We start from the raw sequence: 19,701 nt of genomic DNA, 5'->3' as shown, positions 1-19,701 counted from the left end.
AATAATAATCCTCACTCATGAATATGCTGTTAATGTGGCTTTCCATGAGTACGCTGTATTTTATTACTTACAAACCGGTTCTCAAACTCTATCTCATATTAGATAGAGGAAATAAAACAAAAAAGGCTATCCAAATGGATAGCCTTTTTTTATGATATATAAGGATTGAATTATTTCAATCTGAAAGTTACTCTTCTTACTAACTGACGAGCTTCTTTAGATGATTTATCAACAGAACTGTCGATTCCTTCTCCTCTATGCTCTAAACGATCTGCTGAAACTCCTGAAGCTATTAAAATGTCATGTACTTTTTTAGCACGTTTCTCTGAAAGTTGCATATTATAGGTAGCATTTCCAATCTCATCTGCATACCCAATCAATTCAGCTTGAGCTGAAGGATTGTTATTCATATACTTCACTAAGTAATTGATAGCTTCATAAGAATAGGTTTCTGGTTTCGTGCTATTGAACTCAAAGTACACATTTACGTAACCTTCGTTAATTAGCGTTTTTACATTAAGTCCTGCATTCGCAGCTCCGTTTGTAGAGCTTGCTTTAGCATAGCGCTTGTCTAAAGAACCTTCAATCTCATCTGGAACTCCGTTATTGTTTTTATCTACAGCAACCCCTTTGGTATCTGTAGCTACACCATTCATAGTGTTTGGTTCACGATCTAAATAATTAGGTACTCCATCTTGATCGCTATCGATCATGTTAGTTTCAATTTCAGCGATACGATTTGATAAAGAATCAATTTCTTGAGTTAATTCTTTTCTTGTCGTCATATCTACCCAATCAGCATGTTTTTCTTTTTTACCTAAGTAGATCTGAATCCCTGCTGCAAAAGTAGCGATGTTACCATCAAAGTAACGATCCCCATTATCTGCACGATTTCCGTCCCAAGAATATGTTTGAGATAAGTTGCCAGAAAGGGTCATATCTGCATAAAATGCAATATGGTCTGAAATTCTGATCTGCGGAGTTACTCCCACCATCAACATAGCACTAAAATCATCTTCATCTGCAAACGTAACGTTATCTCCTAATTTGATGTTAGCTACACCTGCTCCTGCGTGTCCTAAAAGGTTAAAGCGTTGTGTCCATTCTCTAAATCCAAGGATAGAACCCAAGTTAACCACTCCCTCTAAGTTTGCTCTATAGTAGGTAGTTTCAAAAGGAAGACTGTTGTCTCCTTCTGTAATTTGAGAATACATTCCTCCTAACTTAAATCCAAATTTTTCGTTGATCATATAACGCACTCCTAATTCTCCACCTATAGAACCGGTTAAAGAAGAGTTATACAAAGTTGTGGAATTATCATCACTATAGCCTGTTCCTGGCTCACTCATGTTAACCCCAGCTTCGATAGACCAGTGATTATATTCAGTTTCTTGTGCTTGGATCATAGACGATGCCAAGATGCACGATAATAAAAAGGTAATTTTTTTCATAATGATTAATGTAATGATTTTACATTCTGTTTTGCTGACAAATATATAACAGTTTTTAATCTAAAAAAAGAAATAGTATTTTAATTGTTAATTAGTTAGCTCATTAAATTTCACATAAATTTAGTTTATATATACTACGTTTATGTCAATTTTAACATTTATTATATGATCTACTATTCAAAAGTATCTCTTTGGACCTAATTTGATATTTTTTAAGGCCTTTTTCTTAAGATATATTTAATAAATAAATATAATTTAGAAAAAGTATATTTGAAAAAAAAATAAATATGCGTATTCTTATATGGGGAGTAATTTTGGTATTTTGCTTACCACTTCAGGCACAAAAAAGTTACAATCAGCTCTCTTTAGATCTAAAATACGGGGCTTCAATCCCTATTTCTCCTGTAGAAAGAATCTCTAGGTCTGAATACATTTCCTTTAAGAATTTTCAAGTGGGAGGTAGGTATATGCTCAATCGAAAGTTCGGTTTATCAGGCGCTTACACTTATCAAGGCTTCGGAAATCAAAATGCAGGTTTAAGTTTTCATCGACTTTCTTTGGAAGGGGTGGCTAGTCTTAGTCATATTTTAAATTTCCCTTATTATATCAAAGAATATATTAACCTTCAAGTACATGCAGGGCCGGGAATATCAATCGCTTCTCCCAATAACACTAGCAATTATGATCGTATGGGTAATATACTAATGGGAGGAAGTTTGCTTTTTAATCTTTCATCTCATTTAGCGCTAGTAGGAGATCTTTCTTATTCCTATCAAATTGGACAATGGTATGGCTATGACGGTAAGGTGTTAAATACGCAAGAAAATTCCGATAACGGAGCAAATCTACTTGTGAGCTTTGGTGTTTATATTTATCTGGGAAAAGAAAAATACCATGCTGATTGGTATTAAAATGTTATTTATTAGACTTCAAAGAAGAACGTTTTTGTGGCGTGAATAGATTTATTTTTCATTGAACATCGTAAAAACTATATTGTTTTATTTTAGATATAAGGTAGCTGATATTCTATATTCCTTTCTAAACATTCTTATAGTTTGTCTTACTAGGTGAAGCAAAACCTACAAGACTTAAAATAAAAAAGCTGAACTATGATATCATAGTTCAGCTTTTTTGGTAAAATATTCCTTTATAGAATTAAGACTTGATAAGTTTTATTTCATAGGTATGATCATTTTCAAGGTCAATCATTTTCAAAAAATAAATTCCGCTAGCTGAAAATGGAATTGAATCGATTTGAAGCGTTTTCTCTGCGTTAGGAGATACTATTTTCTCAAATATCTGCTGTCCTAATACATTATAAACTTTAAGCTCTAAACGATTTCCATGATGTTGAGGTAGTTGAAGGTATACTTCGTTCCCCGTTACTGGATTAGGATATACTTGAAGTCCTTGAGTTGTTACTGAATTAGCGTCCAAAACATTTCCGAAACTCAAACTAAATCTATCGGTGGCTATACTTGCAGGAATAGAAGCATCAACTTGGAAGTTAACGTATTGTGTTCCTGTAGAGAGTAAAGTAGAAGTTTGTAAATAGGCGTCTTCTAGATATACCTCATAATCAAAAGCATCAGTTAAATCTACCTGTAAAACATAATCTTGGTAGCGGTATTGATACGTAAATAACGGCAATACTTCTCCCTCATAAGGCAGTGCTCTGTTTTCTATAGTTATATAATTTCCTTGATCAATTCGTGCCAAGTTTTCATCTAGATTAAAGAACTTAGGAGCATCCTGAGCGTCAATAGCATTATTAGCTTGAGCAGAAAACTTGATTCTTAATCCATCAGACGATGTTTGTTGGTTAGTGAAAGCTTCTTGAGTAAATAATTGTATATTGATTTCTTTACCCATTGCGAGTGTAGGCCTAAAGACTTGAGTAGATGCTACATCGACAGCCTTATTAGCTTCCGTAAAAGCTAAGGAAGGTGTTGTTCCTGCATTTCCAGTAAGAAAGAATGCTGCTTGCATAGGCTGTAGATACTGATTTGCATCTGAGCTTGCATTATTATTAGAGCCATCAGACAAATCTACCGTTACGTATCCACCGCGACCTCCAGGAGTACCTGGAGTAGGAGAACCTCCTAAGTCGGGATCATATACATAATAGTAGTTAGGAGTAACATTGTTGGTTGCTACATTTTTTAAAACCAAATCCATGTCAACTGCCGCATGGTAAGGATTACCAAAGAAGTTAGCAGCTCCACTGGCTGAGTTAAAGTTATTTTGAATTACATCGCCAGTGATCACACTTCCAATATTTCTTAATCTAGTATTTGTTGGAATGGCACTGTTAGAAGTTACATCAATAAAGCGATCTCCTCGAACAAGTAATCGGTAAGGTACTCCTGCCACTAAATTGGTATTATCAGTATTATTGATTTTTTGCCATTGAGATAAAACATTATCATAAGTGTACATAGAAGGGTTTCCAGATGGAGTGTAATCAAAACCATTGGTTTGATCAGGATTCGTATCTACACCCGTGATATGTGTACCATAGCCAAAATTAGGATCATGGGTATAAGAAATAGCAGCTTCTTGCCAATTGTTATGAATACTCTCTCCCGAATCTACTGAAGAAGTAATAAATCTAAAGGCTCTTTTAGCTTGGAAACACTGTTCTGTAGTGATATCTCCTGTAATTGCACCTTGTACATGGTCAATTTGTGCAGGACCGTTTATGAAATCACATCTTAAATAAACTTGATCGCCAGTGATTAAGCTTCCTTGGTTAATGCGCAGCACCTCATCGATAAATAGAAATTCATTAGTAGCTAAAGCAACAGTTACCCCTGAAGGGTTGTTAAGTTCAAATTCTCCCATAGAAAAACTATTGTTGGAAAAAGTCTGAGTAGTGTTTCCATTCAACCTAAAGCTAGCTTTCGAGCCATCAATAATTCCTAAGTTGTATATATCACCCTGTACGGAAAATTCAATTCCTGCATCAAAAATTACACCTGCACCAGAAGCAATATGAATACATCCCACCGAAGCATTTTCTGTAATAGCTGCTCCAGCATTGAGAACCACAAGTTTTCTTCCTTGATCATTGTTATTTGGTGCCCCGTCAATACCCGATCCATTAGCATAATTTGTCCCATCCCAAGTTATAGGTTGCACATCTTTGTAACGTAACGTAAAGTAATCGCCATCATTTAAATTTACACCTGTAAAACTGATGTTGTTACAGTTAAGTGTTCCCGAAATAAGCGTTGGCGAGGTAAATGCGGAATTATTGGCTATAACTAACTCAATTGCGCTATAATTAGCTGTACTCAAATTAATTTGATCTATTAAAAAATTAAGATCAACATTGCCTACATTTCCTTCTTCATCCACACGCCAAATTGTAGCTAATTTTTGCTCATCGACTGCGGGTGTTGAGCAATCAATGTCAGAAGCATCTAAGAAACCGATTTTTTGTCGATTAGCAGCAATTAATAAGTGCTCATCTGAGTCTAACGAGGAAGGATTGGTAATATTAATAATTCCTGTTCCTATTTGGGAAACATTTTTATTTTCTGCAGAAGTTTTGTAAATCCCTACAAGATTAAAATCGAAGTCTCCTTCAAGAGCACTGTCAAAAGCAAAGAAGTCATTGTTGCTTAAACTTAAGTTGTATTTAGAAGCATAGTAATTGTGTAAAACTCTTACTTGTACGGTATTTAAAGAAATATCATGAATTAAAAATTCGGCGATACTACCTTCAAAATAATCTCCTGTGCTATTGTTGCCATCTACCGTTATATTATCTGTATGTCCTCCTAAAGTTATGTCTCCTGTGTGTGCATATAAAAATCCGATATTTGATATCGTACCTGCTAACTCCCCATTTAGATAACAATGAATATTACCAGTGGTGGAAGAATTTCCTGCATATACATAGCTTAATACGTAATTAGTATTTGTGTTTATAGGAGTTTTAAAGGAAGTGTAGTTCCAAGGAGATCCAGCCCCGTCGTTTGCTTTATTAAACCCTCCGAAGTGTAGTTCTCCATCTTTGATGAAAAACTGAAGATTTCTTGTATTTCCTCCTTCTTCATAGAGCATTTGAGTATTTGTAATGTTTGAGCCAGAATTAAATACCATGCTGAATGTGCGGTTAGCGTAAGGTCCAGCAGTATTTAATTCTACATTATTAGGAATGCTAAGTTGATCATTATTACCGTCAAATTGCACTGCTGGGAAGCCATTCATTTGATTCTCTACATACAGAGGTTGTCTGTTTGAATTAGTTTGTGCTATCGCCAAACCATTTTGTCCTTGATTTATCCAAGAGCTTACTTTATCGTTAGATGCTAAGTTTAGATCTTCTGCTTGATACCAGAAACGGGTGTTCAATGAAGAAGCCACACCTCCTGGTATTGCAGTAGTAGAGTTAGATTGCGCAATTCCAAAACTTAAAAAGTCACCATTGGCTATACTTACATTGCTGAATGTAGCAACTCCACCACTGATAGAAGTAGCATTAATTTCGGTAGCACCAGTAAAAGAAGCATTATTGCTTATAAACATTACAACTTCAGAATTATCTCCCACATTCTCATTAAAATCATCGATGAGTAGTGAAAAGTCTACGGTACCGAATGTTCCAGATTTTGTTGCACGCCAATTACTGGTAAGTCTATACATAGATTTGTTAGAAGTAGAACAACCATAAGAAGAACTTTCTAAAGAGGTGTTATCAAATTCATCTGTAGCAATTGCTAAAAATTCATTATTAGCGAGAGGAGTGTTTTGAGCAACTCTCAGAATTCCAGTTCCCTCAGAAGAAGTTATATGCTGTTGGGTCGCATTTTGCTTCCCTATCCCAATAAAGTGAAAATCAAAATCATTTTCAGCAGGAACATCATATGGGTAAACATCATTTGCTCCTAAACTAATATTGTATTTAGAGGATAAATAGTTTTGTACGCTATAGCGCTCTGGGTTATTTAAAGACTTGTTATAAAAAATAAACTCAGCAATTTGGCCCCTAAAATAGGCTCCATCTCCACTATCAACACCGTCGTGATAATATGTATCTTCAACTTGAGCACCTAAAATGGCTTCATTATGATTGAAAAGTCTACCTATTTCTGTTAGATTCCCAAATGATACTCCATTAAGGTAGGTTTCAATAGTGCCCGTATTACTAGAATTTCCAGAGAATTTAAAAGATATAATATAATTTGTGTTTGCTGTGATAGAAGTACTAGTATACTTAAACCCCCATGCGGTATCTGAATCATCATCATTTAAATTATAGGCTCCTGCATAAAGAGAACCACCGTCGATATAGATATTTAAGCCGCGTATGCCGCCTCCTTCTTCGTAAATAACTTGACGATTTGTTACATTAGCGCCAGTGCGAACAGCCATGATAAGCGTTCTGTCTGCATAAGGGCCTCCTTGATTGATGGCATTATTATCCGCAATTTCTAAATAGTCATTTCCATTAAAACTCAATACAGGAAAACCATTCAATTGATTAGTTAGAAAGGTAGGACGACGATTAGGAGTGCTCTGTGTAGCATTTAAGGTATTACCACCTACGTTAGGAAACACAGAAACTTTGTTATTATTAGAGGTTGAAGAGCTTAAGGTGTTGGCGATAAACCAAAAAGGATTATCGGTATCTGAGCCTACTCCTCCTGGACCATTTTGTGCTATTGATAAGCTGGTAACACTGCAGCAAATCATACACATTATTATGGAAATGAAATGAAAGTATTTTTTTTTCATAATAAAGTAGATTAGTTAATGTTGAGTCTTGTCGTCCTTTAATTTTCTGTACCCTATAATTCCACCCATAAGGATTGCAAGACTTATAAATCCATCTATTGGTGCGGCCGGAGTTTCATCATCTACATCATCCATAAAACCTGGAAGTTGAGCTTGAACTGTCATAGGAAGTAGACTTAAACCAACTAAGGCGAAAGCGATTAAAAAAGATTTTTTATTTTTCATAAATTATAAATTTTACTTTCTAGTAATAATCTCTAACAAATTTAAAAGCAATACTTTAAATCAAATAGAGTTCCTTTAATTATTCGATTAAGGTGTGTGTTTTTCGGCTAAATGACCATTGGTTAAGATGTAAAAGGAAAAAACCCTAAGATTAGAATTTTTCTAAGCTTAGGGTTTTGAAAACAATGGTTTTTATATTAATTACCGGGGAATTATATTTTTTCTGCTTTACCTAAATTTAAGAAGGTAAAAATCATTTTGAATATAGCAGATTTCTATTACTGAATAATTAATTTCTGACTAAGTTTTTTATCACTCTTAGAGTCAATTACTTCTAATATATAAACTCCCGTGCTTAATTGAAGGTTTGATAATCTTACCTTTCCATTGGAGTCCATTCTCTTTTGGGTGGCATAAACAACTTGCCCTGTAATATTGGATATAATGAACTCTAAATCACTAGAGAAATACGTTGGGATTTCTATGTTTACTAATCCTTCAGTAATTGGATTAGGGTAAACCTGTAGTTTCTTCAACTCCTGTTGTTGACTTGTTAAATTATTGGTTACAAACTTCAATTCAAATCGCTCAGGATTGATACTTTCATCTATTTCCGTGTCAACGTTAAATTGATGAATGAAAGAATTAGAAGTTATTTCAGTTTCAGTAGTTAAATAGTGATCTACTAAATAAACATCGTAAGAAGAAAGTTCTGTTGTTTGAATCTTTAAAGTGTACTGAGTTGAAACGTGTCCCGTTAAAAATAAAGGTATAATTTCTTGATCTAATGGGAAATCACGACGATTGATAGCTAAATAATCACTACCAACTTTGCTTGCAAAAGTTTCATCTAGATTAAAAAATTTAGGTGCATCTTCTGCGCTAGCATTATTTTGATAATTGCTATCAAATTTTATTTTTAGTCCGTCTGATGCCGTTTCTTGGTTTATATAGGCTTGAGTTGGAAATAAAGTCAATTCTATAGAAGCTAAAGTATTTTGCGTTCTAAAAACAGTAGTTTGATTAACATTAACATTTTTAAAGCTCTCTTCAATGTTTAATTGAGGGGTTGTATTCGCAGGTCCTGTTAATAAGAATGCTGCTTGTCCCGGTTGTAGAAATTGATTAGCATCTGATCCTGCTGTAGCAGAATTATCATCCATATCTATCGTAACATATGCCCCACGTCCATTAGCTCCGCCAATAGTGGGGTCCCAAATGTAATAGTCTGATTGAAAATTGGTAGTATTAATATTGTTTTTTAATACTAAACTCATATCAATGGCAGCAGGATAAGGATTTCCGAAGAAATTAGCACTACCAGACATATCGTTAAAATTGTTCATCGTAACTGTACCGCTGGTAATGTTACCTTGAGAACGTAAGATCGTATTTGATGGCAGGCTTGCATTAGAAGTAATATCCGTTGAACGATCTCCTCTTACCATAAGGCGATAAGGAACTCCCGCTATTAAAGAGGTGTTATCGGTGTTAGGCATTTTCTCCCATTGAGAAGTAGTATTATTAAACGTATACATACTTGGATTTCCTGAAGGAGTATAATCAAATCCATTAGTACCGTCAGCAGCACCATCTACCCCAGTAATGTGAGTTCCGTATCCAGGGTTAGGGTTATCAGTATAGTTAAGTGGGTCTTCTTGCCAGTCCTCTCGAATCGTATTGGTACTTGTTACAGTAGAGGTTAAAAAACGAAAAGCTCTAGTCGCAGGGATACATTGTTCTGTTGTAATTTCTCCAGTTATGGTACCATTGCTAAGATTGTCAATTTGCGCTACTCTTTGAGTAAGGTCATCAAATCTACAAGCTAATGTTAATTGATCATTGGTTTCTAAGCTACCATTCTCAACTGAAAGTATAGAATTGATCCTTAACGTTTGGTTGGTATCTAAGTTAATTACAAGATCGGTACCTTGATTGATTGTTAGATTTTCTGTCTCAAAAGAATTTCCATTGATGGTTTGTAGTGTTGCTCCAGTAAACTCTAGGTTAGTCGCCCCTGCGGGAATGCTTCCGTAATTGTTTAAATCTCCTGTAAGGCTAAGAGTGTTATTGGAGGTTAGGCCTACTTGAGCTCCTTCCTTAATAGTTAGCTCATGGATAGAAGCTGTTGAAGGAAAACTAGGGTAGTTTGGGACATTAGCGGGAACTAAAATATCTGAGGTTCCGTTCGCACTAGGCAATCCGCTACACCAGTTTCCTGATTGTGTAGGATCGGTGTCTATCGAACCTGTCCACACGAATTCATTAGGATCATTATCGGGACCGAATAAATAATTGAAAGCTAGGGCTCCAATAGATGCTCCAAAGAATTCTTTTACACTAAACTCAATTTGAGAATTTGTACCTAAAAAACCTTGCCATACATTAGGTGTTGCTACATTGCTATCCCAACCATTACGTTGATAAACATCTACACCGTCAATCGTTAATACCACGTCATCATCATGTCGCGGAATATCCAATTGATAATATCCGCAAGGAAAGCCTTCTCGTCTATAAATATAAGAATGATTTTCGTTTTGAACAGGTGAACCCGTGTACCCAGGAGCAGTCGAAGGATTACTAGGCGTTCCCCATAAGGTAGAAGTGTTAAAATCTAGTCCAGTATGCGTATAATTACCAGCATATTCTTGAAGGCTGTTTCCGTCAAAAACAGCTACAACCCACTCATTATTTCCGAAAGTTTCAGGATCAGGGGTTGTGGTGTCTTCAAGGATTTGAAGTCTTCCATAGGAAGCTCCAGCATTTTCAGCCCATACAAATTCAATTTCTGTTGTGTTATCTAACGCTCCAGACCAAACTCCGTAATGCGTGTCACAACAACTATTATGACTCCATACTTCTGTTCCGTCGATAATTAATTTTGCAGAATCATCATGCCCACTTTCTCCATTTTGTCCTGCTAGGTTGATAACATAATTTCCAGTAGGAAATCCTTTTCGTTTGTAAGAAACTAAATGGTTATTGTTGGTTACGCTACAGCCCTCATAACTAGTGTTCGTAGAGCTGCTAGGGGTAGAGTTGATTCCCCAATAGGTATCTGAATCTATATTTAAGTTATTTATTCCATATCCAGCATCGATATAATAGCCTCTGTAATTAGAATAATCAAAATTAGTTGCATTGTAAGTGTTGAACTGGTAGACATAAGCGGTCCATTGATCCTGCACAAAGCTACCTGGTGAAGGATCTGTATCAACATCTGTACATTGAGCAGAAGACGTTATAGAATAAAATGTGCTTAATAAAACTAAAAGAAGTTTGAGAATGTAATGTTTTAGCATAACTTAAATCGTTGATGGATACTTATATAATCACAAATTTATAGTGCTAAAACTTCTTGATGAATGCTTATTTAGTATTTTCGATTAAACGCAATATTCTTAGGTTTATAGTAAAAAAAAAGGGTGCTATTTGAAATAGCACCCTTATATAAATTATTTTTTTAGTCGTTTGACGCCTAAGGCAGCACCAGCGGCTAAACCTGTATAAATAAGCAGGTCAATTGGAGCTGCAGGGGTCTCATCATCTACGTCATCCATAAATCCAGGTAATTGAGCAGAAGCTAAATTGGAAAATGAAAGAAAGATGAATAACGGTAATATATATATAATTTGTTTATAACGTTTCATAATATCCTTTTTTAAGGGTTGATGACTTTAGTTGTGTAATTAAGACCCGTCTCATTATGGGTAATTGTTAAATAGTAAATACCAGAAGGAAGAGTTAAATTGTTAAGTGAAATTTTGTTTTTTCCAGTAGTGTCTACAGTTCTGCTAAGTACTTTTTGTCCCATTACATTAAGCATACTCACGCTAAGTTGGTTACTGCTGTAAGCTTGTGGTAATTCAATATGTAGTGTATGGTTTGATATTGGATTAGGGTAAATGTAAAAGTCTTTTGTTTGTTGAGCATCAGTATTTAAATTAGCTTCCCCAAATCTTAATGTAAATCTTGTACCTGATATGCTTGCAGGAATAGATTCGTCTACTTGATAAGCAATCGCATTGGTGCCTGTTCCTATCAAAGTAGAAGTTTGAAGGTAAGCATCATCTAAATACAGATTATGTTCAAAAGTTTCATTTAAATTAATACTTAACACGTAGTCATCATAACGGTATTGATTAATAAATAAAGGTAGTTCTTCATCTTCGGTAGGTAGCTCTCTTTTTTCAATTGCTAGGTAGTTTTGATTGTCTAATCGTGCTATGTTTTCGTCTAAATTCCCCATCTTAGGAGTATCGCTATAATTAATAGCGTTATCAAACTGAGGTGCGAAACTAATTCTTAAACCGTCTGAAGGAGTTTGATGATTTGTAAATGCTTCTTGAGTATAAAGATTGATCGCTATGCTATTGTAATTTATTGGGGTAGATCTGAAAACATCGGTAGCCGTTGCTTCAACATTTTTATCACTTTCTCTAAATACCAATTGCGGAGCTACAGATTCATTACTTGTAACAAAGAATGCAGCTTGCATAGGTTGTAAGAAACGATTTCCTTCAGAAGTTCCTGATGCTCCTTGTAAAACAGAACTTGATAAATCATCTAAATCTATAGCAACAAAAGCACCTCTTCCTCCAGGTTGTCCAACCGTTGGACTTCCTCCTAGGTTAGGATCGTAAATATAGTAACTTCTTGTAGTGTTAAGGGTTAGTGAGTTATTGAAAACTTTTCTCATATCTACAGCAGCGGCATAAGGATTTCCAAAGAAATTATAGGCTCCTTCACTAGCATTAAAATTGGTTAAAGTTATTGTGCCTGTTTGAATTTCCCCCGTAGCTCTTAATTTTGTGTCTTTTGGGATAGCCGAGTTATCTAGTACATTAATACTTCTATCTCCTCTAACAAATAAACGATAAGGGTTACCTGCGTTTAAGGGTACCAAGGTGCTTGGGATAGCACTCCAGCTAGCGTTAGTATTATCAAATGTGAATAAAGATGAATTTCCACTTGTATTATAGTCAAAACCGTTCGTCCCGTCATCAGAAGTATTTGGGTTAGGCCCAAGTCCGGTTATATGAGTTCCATACCCTGGGTTAGGATTGTTATCGTATGCAGACGCACCTTCTTGCCAATTTGCTCTAATGGAATTAGATGTGGTAACTGGTGAGGAAACAAGTCTAAACGCTCTTCGTGCTGGAAAGCATTGTTCGATGGTCATCTTACCAGATATAGAACCTTCTACACGATCAACTTGAGCAGCTCTTAACTGAGTGAAATGGCATACTAACGTAAGGTTGTCGTTTGTATTAAAATTTCCTTCTTTTATTTTTAATATTTCTGATATAGATAATGTGGTATTAAGCGCAACTCCAGCTGAATTTTCAATAGTTAGTTGAGCTAGATTTCCATTAATAAGTCCATTTTCGATAGATTGTGGGTTACTTCCAGAAAAATATAAATTGGATCCTGGAGTGCTACCGTCAATAAAATTTCCTGATCCGTTTTGTGCAATTGTACCTTCAATGGCAAATAAAAACCCATTAAGATTAATCGTTGCTCCGATACCTAAAGTTAAATTTTTTACCCCAGCATCGATATCTAGAATCGGATAATTGGGTACAGGGCTACCTCCAAAAGTATTTGGAATAGTTAAGTTTACATTAGCATTAGGTACGCCGTTAGACCAGTTACTTGGATTGCTCCAGTCACTACTTACAGCTCCTGTCCAAGTGGTATCTCCACAAGAAGGGTCTTGAGCAATATTGGTGGTGATAGCAGGTTCTAAGCTAGAGCTTTCAAATATAATTTGATGATCGCCTCCAATCTCAAATTCTAAATTATGAAAGATTACCTTTCCTGTTCCATCCGTTAATTTTGTGGTCGTCCCTAAAAGTTCACCAGGACCTGAATATATAGACGCAGTTATGGGAAATCCTGCCTGAGGAATAAAAGCTCCATTAAAATCTTGAACTTCTACTTGAAAATTAGAACTCATCGTTCCGTCACATTCAGAATCTGTAGGTTGAGCTAAGATAGCAAGCTTACTCGCTACACCGATAGATTGTTCGTTATAAGCAATAAATGCAGGATCTGAACTTCCTCCTGCAGTATATACCAATGCTACTACATCATCGTAGTTATCACTATCGATATTAAATTCAGAAAGCTCAATAGGTAAAAAACGAATGTTTCTTTGCGTTTTTACATAACCGTCTCCTCCAGAAGTGCTGTTAAATTTATAGAAGTCTACCAACCAGCTTCCAACAATTGGGCTGGTGCTATTGTCATTCATTTTAATATCAACTGCATCTCCTACTACGTCACCGTTAGAGTCAACGAATTTTAAATTATCAAGATTATTGCCGCTAGGTTGGGCTATATTAGATACGACTATATCTGGAATACCGTCGCTAATATCTGCAAGTGTAATTTTATTGCTACTTAAATCAAAGCGAATTTCTTGTCCAGTTGGAGTATTGGCAATACCTGTTCCTAAGTCAAGTCCTTTATCTCCATCGGTTAGGAAGTAGGCTAGATCTGCGTCAGAAGTGATAGGATTAAAAGGGTTATCAGGGTCCTCATCCATTGCATTATCTAATCCGTCGTAAAGTTGACCTAAGCCCACAAAATATGATCCTCCAGAGGCGCTAGAAGATAATCCTGAAAGTGGAAGTCCTCTAAAATTATCTGCGGTAAAAGAACCAACAGCATTTGCGGTTAAGGCAGCATCATTTACCCCTGTTGAGTAAGTTACTCCGTTAAACTTAAACCCTAATAAGAGATGTGAGTTGTCTGGTTTGGTATCGTTAATGCTCCCAGAATTGGATTCCCAGAAACCTTGGTAATCAGTATAGATTCCTGTAATTTGACTGTAAGAATAGCTAGAGATCAATAAAATTAAACTCAGCGCAAAGTAAACTTTTTTCATTCAAATAAAAATTGGTTAGAACTCTTTTTTAAGTAATTAGCGCCAAATGTATAAGTTCTTAAGCCTTAAAAACTATCTTTTCAAGGTTTTTCGTTTAAAGGGTTAATTGATAAGTTGAACTGTATAGAGAAGTGTTGTTTTTTAGAATACATTAAAAAAAAACCCCATCGTGATGATGAGGTTTTGTATATAAATGGTAGTAATTATTAGTCCTTTAAAAGACCTCTTGAAATTACAATTTTTTGAATTTCTGAAGTTCCTTCGTAGATCTGAGTAATTTTAGCATCTCGCATTAAACGCTCTACGTGGTACTCTTTTACATAACCATTGCCTCCGTGCACTTGTACAGCTTCCACAGTCGTATCCATAGCAACTTGAGAAGCGTAAAGTTTAGCCATAGCGCCACTCATATCATAATTGTTTCCTTGATCCTTGTCCCAGGCAGCTTTCATCACCAAGTGTCTTGCTGCTGAAATTTGAGTATGCATATCAGCTAATTTAAAGGCGATAGCTTGATGGTTGCAAATTTCCGTTCCAAAAGCTTTTCTAATTTTAGAATAATCTCTGGCTAATTCGTAAGCTCCACTTGCTATTCCTAAGGCTTGTGCGGCGATCCCAATTCTTCCTCCTGAAAGGGTTTTCATAGCGAATTTAAAACCAAAACCATCTTCTCCTATACGGTTCTCTTTTGGTACTTTAACATCGTTAAAGTTAAGGGTGTGGGTGTCACTTCCGCGGATTCCTAATTTTTGTTCTTTAGGGCCTACTTCAAAACCTTCCATTCCTTTTTCAACGATAAAGGCATTGATTCCTTTGTGCTTTTTCTCTCTATCGGTTTGGGCAATGACTAAATAATAATCTGCGCTATTACCATTGGTGATCCAGTTTTTTGTTCCGTTAAGGATATAGTGATCACCTTTATCTATCGCTGTAGTTCTTTGCGATGTAGCATCACTACCTGCTTCGGGTTCACTTAAACAAAAAGCTCCAATAGATTCTCCTGTAGCTAACTTGGTAAGGTATTTTTTCTTTTGCTCTTCATTACCGTAAGTTTCAAGTCCCCAGCAAACCAATGAGTTGTTGACAGAAACTATAACAGAACAAGAAGCATCTATTTTAGAGATTTCTTCCATGGCTAAGACATAAGAGACTGTGTCCATCCCACCACCGCCATACTCTGGCGATACCATCATTCCTAAGAAACCTAACTCCCCCATCTTTTTTACTTGCTCGGTAGGGAACTCCTGTTTCTCATCTCTTTCAATTACTCCAGGGAGTAACTCATTTTTAGCAAAATCTCTTGCAGCATCTCTTATCATTAAATGCTCTTCTGTTAACTTAAAATCCATTGGATGTTGATTTAAATTTAATAAAACGTGGCAAATATACTTCTTCGAGTTTAAAAATTCAATCAAATACCTTTAATTTTACGGATATGGAAAACTTAACTTATCGGGTAGTAGGTGTCATGTCGGGTACCTCTTTAGACGGAATTGACCTAGCGCTCATAGATTTTGTAAAATCTAAAGAAGGCTGGGGTTTTAATATCCTCTTGGCAGAAACCTTAGCTTACTCTAAGGAATGGAAAGATAGATTAGCTCAAGCCTCACATTTATCCAAAGAAGAAATAACTCATCTAGATGTTGCCTATACCGATGAGCTGGCTGCGGTTATTTCCTCATTTTTAAGTCGGCATAGCATTTCTGTGAGTAGTTTAAATGCTGTTTGTTCTCATGGTCATACGGTCTTGCATCAACCTGAGTCGGGAATCACTATTCAAATAGGGAATTTACCCGTATTAGCTCAAAAAATAGGAATGCGGGTGGTGTGTGATTTTAGGGTAGAAGATGTAGCATTGGGCGGACAAGGAGCGCCATTAGTTCCTATAGGAGATCAAATGCTCTTTACGGAATTTGATTATTGCTTAAACTTAGGCGGTTTTGCAAATATTTCATTGGAAGAAAATGGAAGTCGTTTAGCTTATGATGTTTGTGCTGTAAATACAGTACTTAATGTGTTATCTCAAAAGATGGGTGTAGATTATGATGAAGATGGAAGAATAGCTGCTTCGGGGGAAATAGATCAAGACTTATTGAGAAAATTGAATGAACTCAGTTTTTATCAAAAATCACCACCTAAATCGTTAGGGGTAGAGTGGGTGGTAAAAGATATAATGCCTTTGTTGGAAGAAACTCATATTTCTATACCTCATAAAATCACCACTTTTACCTATCATATAGCTCAGCAAATAGCTAATAATTTAGCAAAGGACACCTCTAAAAAAGTATTGGTTACTGGTGGAGGAGCATATAATAAAACACTTATTGAATTTTTAAAATCGATGAGTGTAGTAGAAGTGATCATCCCTTCTAAAGAAATTGTAGAGTTTAAAGAAGCTTTAATTTTTGGTTTTTTAGGATTGCTAAAACTGGAGAAGGAAGTAAATGTCCTAAAATCGGTTACTGGGGCTTCAAAAAACCATTCTTCAGGCAAGGTGTTTCTTCCTTAAATTTCTAAGCGTTAAAGTCTTCTTAACATTTTGGTTTGTTTATATTTGCGAAGCAAAAAATTAACCTACTTATGAAAGAACTACTTAAACTCTACGAAAATAAACAACCAGAAATTGTTTTTAACTGGAAAGACTCTGAAACTGAGGCAGAAGGTTGGACGGTAATTAATTCACTACGAGGCGGAGCAGCTGGAGGGGGAACCCGTATGCGTGAAGGTTTGGATATGAACGAAGTATTGTCGTTAGCTAAAACCATGGAAGTGAAATTTACCGTATCTGGGCCGACAATTGGTGGTGCAAAATCGGGAATCAATTTTAATCCGCATGATCCTAGAAAGAAAGGTGTTTTAGAAAGATGGTATAAAGCCGTTTCTCCTTTATTGAAGAGCTATTACGGAACGGGTGGAGATTTAAATGTAGATGAAATTCATGAAGTAATCCCTATCACAGAAAGTTGTGGTGTATGGCATCCTCAAGAAGGTGTTTTTTCAGGACATTTTCAACCTACTGAAGCCGACAAGATTAATAGAATCGGACAATTACGTCAAGGGGTAATTAAAGTATTAGAAAATACCGATTTCTCGCCAGATGTATCTAGAAAATACACCGTTGCCGATATGATTACAGGATACGGAGTAGCGGAAGGCGTAAGACATTATTATGAGATTTATGGCGGTGAAGTAAAAGGAAAGCGTGCGGTAGTACAAGGATTCGGAAATGTGGGGTCTGCGGCAGCTTATTACTTAGCTCAAATGGGAGCAAAAGTAGTTGGGATTATCGATAGAGACGGCGGATTGATTAATGAAGAAGGTTTCTCTTTTGAAGAAATTAAGCAACTTTTCTTAAATAAAGATGGGAATACCTTAGTCTCAGATCAAATGATTCCGTTTACGGAAATCAATGAAAAAATTTGGAATTTAGATACAGAAATTTTTGCGCCTTGTGCAGCATCTCGATTAATTACCAAAGAGCAAATTTCATCTATGATAGAGAGTGGATTAGAAGTTATTTCTTGTGGTGCGAATGTGCCTTTTGCTGATAAAGAAATTTTCTTCGGGAATATTATGGAATACACCGATGAGCGTGTAAGTTTAATTCCAGATTTTATTTCTAACTGTGGTATGGCGAGAGTTTTTGCTTACTTTATGGAAAGAAAAGTGCAAATGACCGATGAGGCTATCTTTAATGATACTTCTATGACGATCAAAAATGCTATTCAAAATACATTCGACCATAATAGCGATAAAACGAATATTAGTAAAACAGCTTTTGAAATAGCTTTAAAACAATTGGTGTAAGCCTTGGGCTTATCGTTTCAATCTTATCGTCATGTTAAAAAATTTCTTGGGGAGTAGCCCTGTATGGTTTAAATTTACCATAGTTTTCTTTCTCATTTTTAATGTTTTTTCGCTTTACATTTTAGGACCAACCCTTACCGCTTGGTTTTTCATAGCAGAGTTTATTTTTACACTCGCTATGGCCTTAAAATGTTACCCTCTGCAATCGGGTGGTTTATTAGCGATAGAAATATTGATACTTAAGTTAACTTCCCCGGAAGCTGCAAAAGTAGAAGTGATTCAAAATTTTGAAGTCATCTTTTTACTGATGTTTATGGTGGCTGGGATCTATTTTATGAAGCCTTTACTCATGTATATTTTTAGTAAGGTATTTATAAAAGTGAAATCAAAGGTAATTTTGTCGCTTTTGTTTTTAACCTTATCTGCGGTTCTATCTGCATTTTTAGATGCTTTGACTGTCACGGCTGTTCTTATAAGTGTTGCAGTTGGGTTTTATGGAATTTACCATAAAATCCAATCTGCCGACACCGACTATAACGCGAGCGGTATATTAGACCGTAAAGAGCTGAGTGGAGAAACCCTTGAAGAATTTAGAGCATTTTTGCGAAGCCTTATTATGCATGGGGTAGTAGGTACTGCTTTAGGAGGAGTTTGTACCTTAGTGGGAGAACCCCAAAATTTATTGATTGGAGAAAAGATGGGCTGGGACTTTGTTGCCTTTTTTGTTCATATGGCGCCTATAACTCTTCCTGTTTTAGTAGCGGGAATGTTCACCACTATATTTTTAGAAACTACCAAGACTTTTGGTTTTGGAAGAAAACTACCTCGGCCAGCAAGAACTATTATAGAAAATTATACCTTAGAAAAGGATAGAAATCGTACCCCTTCGCAAAAATACGGGCTTATAATCCAAGCGATTTCAGCGGTATTTCTCATTTTCGGACTTGCATTTCATATCGCGCCTGTCGGTTTTATAGGTTTGGGGCTTATTGTAATTCAAACCGCTTTTATGGGGATTGTTGAAGAACATAGCTTAGGGAAAGCCTTTGAAGAAGCCTTACCCTTTACAGGTTTAATTGTGGTCTTTTTTGTGATTGTAGCTATGATTCATGATCAGCATTTATTTCACCCCATTATTAATTGGGCGTTGTCATTAGAACCCGATCATCAGCCAGTAGTGTTTTATGTAGCAAATGGTGTTTTATCGATGATAAGTGATAATGTGTTTGTGGCGACGGTATATATAGGAGAAGTGAAAAACGCTTTTGATGCAGGCCAAATTTCTGCAGATCAATTTCGTCGTTTAGCAATAGCGATTAATACAGGGACTAACTTGCCAAGTGTAGCGACACCCAATGGTCAGGCTGCCTTTTTATTTTTGTTAACTAGTTCTTTAGCACCGCTTATTAATTTGAGCTACGGTAAAATGGTAAAAATGGCATTACCTTATACTATTGTGTTGAGTGTTATTGGTTATTTAGGTGTGTTATTTTTTCTGTAAAAGAAAATTATAACTTAGCTTTAACTATTAATATAATTTATAATCCTTTTTTTCGTTACTAATTTAGATACTTAATA

General features: G+C 35.8%; 11 protein-coding genes. 4 read left to right on the top strand and 7 right to left on the bottom strand.

Annotated elements, in window-relative coordinates; genetic code table 11:
• Nucleotides 1-170: 170 nt before the first annotated feature.
• Nucleotides 171-1,451 (bottom strand): OmpA family protein, encoded by a 1,281-nt coding sequence (locus LX95_RS00290; RefSeq protein WP_111539430.1) that lies wholly within the window; start codon nucleotides 1,449-1,451, stop codon nucleotides 171-173.
• Nucleotides 1,452-1,738: 287 nt separating this feature from the next.
• On the opposite strand from LX95_RS00290, the gene LX95_RS00285 reads away from it, so the two are divergent.
• Nucleotides 1,739-2,362, top strand: a complete 624-nt coding sequence (locus LX95_RS00285; RefSeq protein WP_111539429.1) for a hypothetical protein — start codon at nucleotides 1,739-1,741, stop codon at nucleotides 2,360-2,362.
• Nucleotides 2,363-2,606: 244 nt separating this feature from the next.
• Here LX95_RS00285 and LX95_RS00280 read toward each other — a convergent pair whose 3' ends face one another.
• The 6 genes from LX95_RS00280 to LX95_RS00255 form a co-directional block, all read right to left on the bottom strand.
• On the bottom strand, nucleotides 2,607-7,154 hold the full coding sequence (locus LX95_RS00280) for a T9SS type A sorting domain-containing protein (RefSeq protein ID WP_211307625.1): 4,548 nt from the start codon (nucleotides 7,152-7,154) through the stop codon (nucleotides 2,607-2,609).
• A 57-nt stretch (nucleotides 7,155-7,211) separates the two neighbouring features.
• The gene (locus LX95_RS00275; protein ID WP_111539427.1) at nucleotides 7,212-7,421 is read right to left on the bottom strand and encodes a hypothetical protein; all 210 of its coding nucleotides are present in this window, start codon (nucleotides 7,419-7,421) and stop codon (nucleotides 7,212-7,214) included.
• Nucleotides 7,422-7,699: 278 nt separating this feature from the next.
• The gene (locus LX95_RS00270) at nucleotides 7,700-10,726 is read right to left on the bottom strand and encodes a T9SS type A sorting domain-containing protein (RefSeq protein ID WP_111539426.1); all 3,027 of its coding nucleotides are present in this window, start codon (nucleotides 10,724-10,726) and stop codon (nucleotides 7,700-7,702) included.
• 153 nt (nucleotides 10,727-10,879) lie between these two features.
• Nucleotides 10,880-11,074: a hypothetical protein gene (locus LX95_RS00265; protein WP_111539425.1), complete on the bottom strand. Its 195-nt coding sequence runs from the start codon at nucleotides 11,072-11,074 to the stop codon at nucleotides 10,880-10,882.
• An 11-nt stretch (nucleotides 11,075-11,085) separates the two neighbouring features.
• Complete coding sequence (locus LX95_RS00260; RefSeq protein WP_111539424.1) at nucleotides 11,086-14,316, bottom strand: T9SS type A sorting domain-containing protein; 3,231 nt, start codon at nucleotides 14,314-14,316, stop codon at nucleotides 11,086-11,088.
• A 206-nt stretch (nucleotides 14,317-14,522) separates the two neighbouring features.
• Nucleotides 14,523-15,665 (bottom strand): acyl-CoA dehydrogenase, encoded by a 1,143-nt coding sequence (locus LX95_RS00255; RefSeq protein WP_111539423.1) that lies wholly within the window; start codon nucleotides 15,663-15,665, stop codon nucleotides 14,523-14,525.
• 86 nt (nucleotides 15,666-15,751) lie between these two features.
• Between LX95_RS00255 and LX95_RS00250 the strand changes: the two genes are divergently transcribed.
• The 3 genes from LX95_RS00250 (at nucleotide 15,752) to nhaB (ending at nucleotide 19,624) form a co-directional block, all read left to right on the top strand.
• Nucleotides 15,752-16,825, top strand: coding sequence for an anhydro-N-acetylmuramic acid kinase (locus tag LX95_RS00250; protein WP_111539966.1), 1,074 nt, complete (start codon nucleotides 15,752-15,754; stop codon nucleotides 16,823-16,825).
• A gap of 71 nt (nucleotides 16,826-16,896) precedes the next feature.
• Nucleotides 16,897-18,123, top strand: a complete 1,227-nt coding sequence (locus tag LX95_RS00245; RefSeq protein WP_111539422.1) for a Glu/Leu/Phe/Val dehydrogenase dimerization domain-containing protein — start codon at nucleotides 16,897-16,899, stop codon at nucleotides 18,121-18,123.
• Between the two features lie 31 nt (nucleotides 18,124-18,154).
• Nucleotides 18,155-19,624, top strand: a complete 1,470-nt coding sequence (gene nhaB, locus LX95_RS00240) for a sodium/proton antiporter NhaB (RefSeq protein WP_111539421.1) — start codon at nucleotides 18,155-18,157, stop codon at nucleotides 19,622-19,624.
• The last annotated feature ends 77 nt before the right edge of the window (nucleotides 19,625-19,701 follow it).

It is taken from the genome of Mesonia algae (assembly GCF_003253545.1).
GTDB lineage: Bacteria > Bacteroidota > Bacteroidia > Flavobacteriales > Flavobacteriaceae > Mesonia > Mesonia algae.
Note: the sequence above shows the minus strand (reverse complement) of the source record. Positions and strands in the feature narration are given on the sequence as shown.

What these genes read in the sequence shown, in the direction of transcription:
- LX95_RS00290 (WP_111539430.1), bottom strand. Translation starts at nt 1,451, where the DNA reads ATGAAAAAAATTACCTTTTTATTATCGTGCATCTTGGCATCGTCTATG.
- LX95_RS00285 (WP_111539429.1), top strand. Translation starts at nt 1,739, where the DNA reads ATGCGTATTCTTATATGGGGAGTAATTTTGGTATTTTGCTTACCACTT.
- LX95_RS00280 (WP_211307625.1), bottom strand. Translation starts at nt 7,154, where the DNA reads ATGATTTGCTGCAGTGTTACCAGCTTATCAATAGCACAAAATGGTCCA.
- LX95_RS00275 (WP_111539427.1), bottom strand. Translation starts at nt 7,421, where the DNA reads ATGAAAAATAAAAAATCTTTTTTAATCGCTTTCGCCTTAGTTGGTTTA.
- LX95_RS00270 (WP_111539426.1), bottom strand. Translation starts at nt 10,726, where the DNA reads ATGCTAAAACATTACATTCTCAAACTTCTTTTAGTTTTATTAAGCACA.
- LX95_RS00265 (WP_111539425.1), bottom strand. Translation starts at nt 11,074, where the DNA reads ATGAAACGTTATAAACAAATTATATATATATTACCGTTATTCATCTTT.
- LX95_RS00260 (WP_111539424.1), bottom strand. Translation starts at nt 14,316, where the DNA reads ATGAAAAAAGTTTACTTTGCGCTGAGTTTAATTTTATTGATCTCTAGC.
- LX95_RS00255 (WP_111539423.1), bottom strand. Translation starts at nt 15,665, where the DNA reads ATGGATTTTAAGTTAACAGAAGAGCATTTAATGATAAGAGATGCTGCA.
- LX95_RS00250 (WP_111539966.1), top strand. Translation starts at nt 15,752, where the DNA reads ATGGAAAACTTAACTTATCGGGTAGTAGGTGTCATGTCGGGTACCTCT.
- LX95_RS00245 (WP_111539422.1), top strand. Translation starts at nt 16,897, where the DNA reads ATGAAAGAACTACTTAAACTCTACGAAAATAAACAACCAGAAATTGTT.
- nhaB (WP_111539421.1), top strand. Translation starts at nt 18,155, where the DNA reads ATGTTAAAAAATTTCTTGGGGAGTAGCCCTGTATGGTTTAAATTTACC.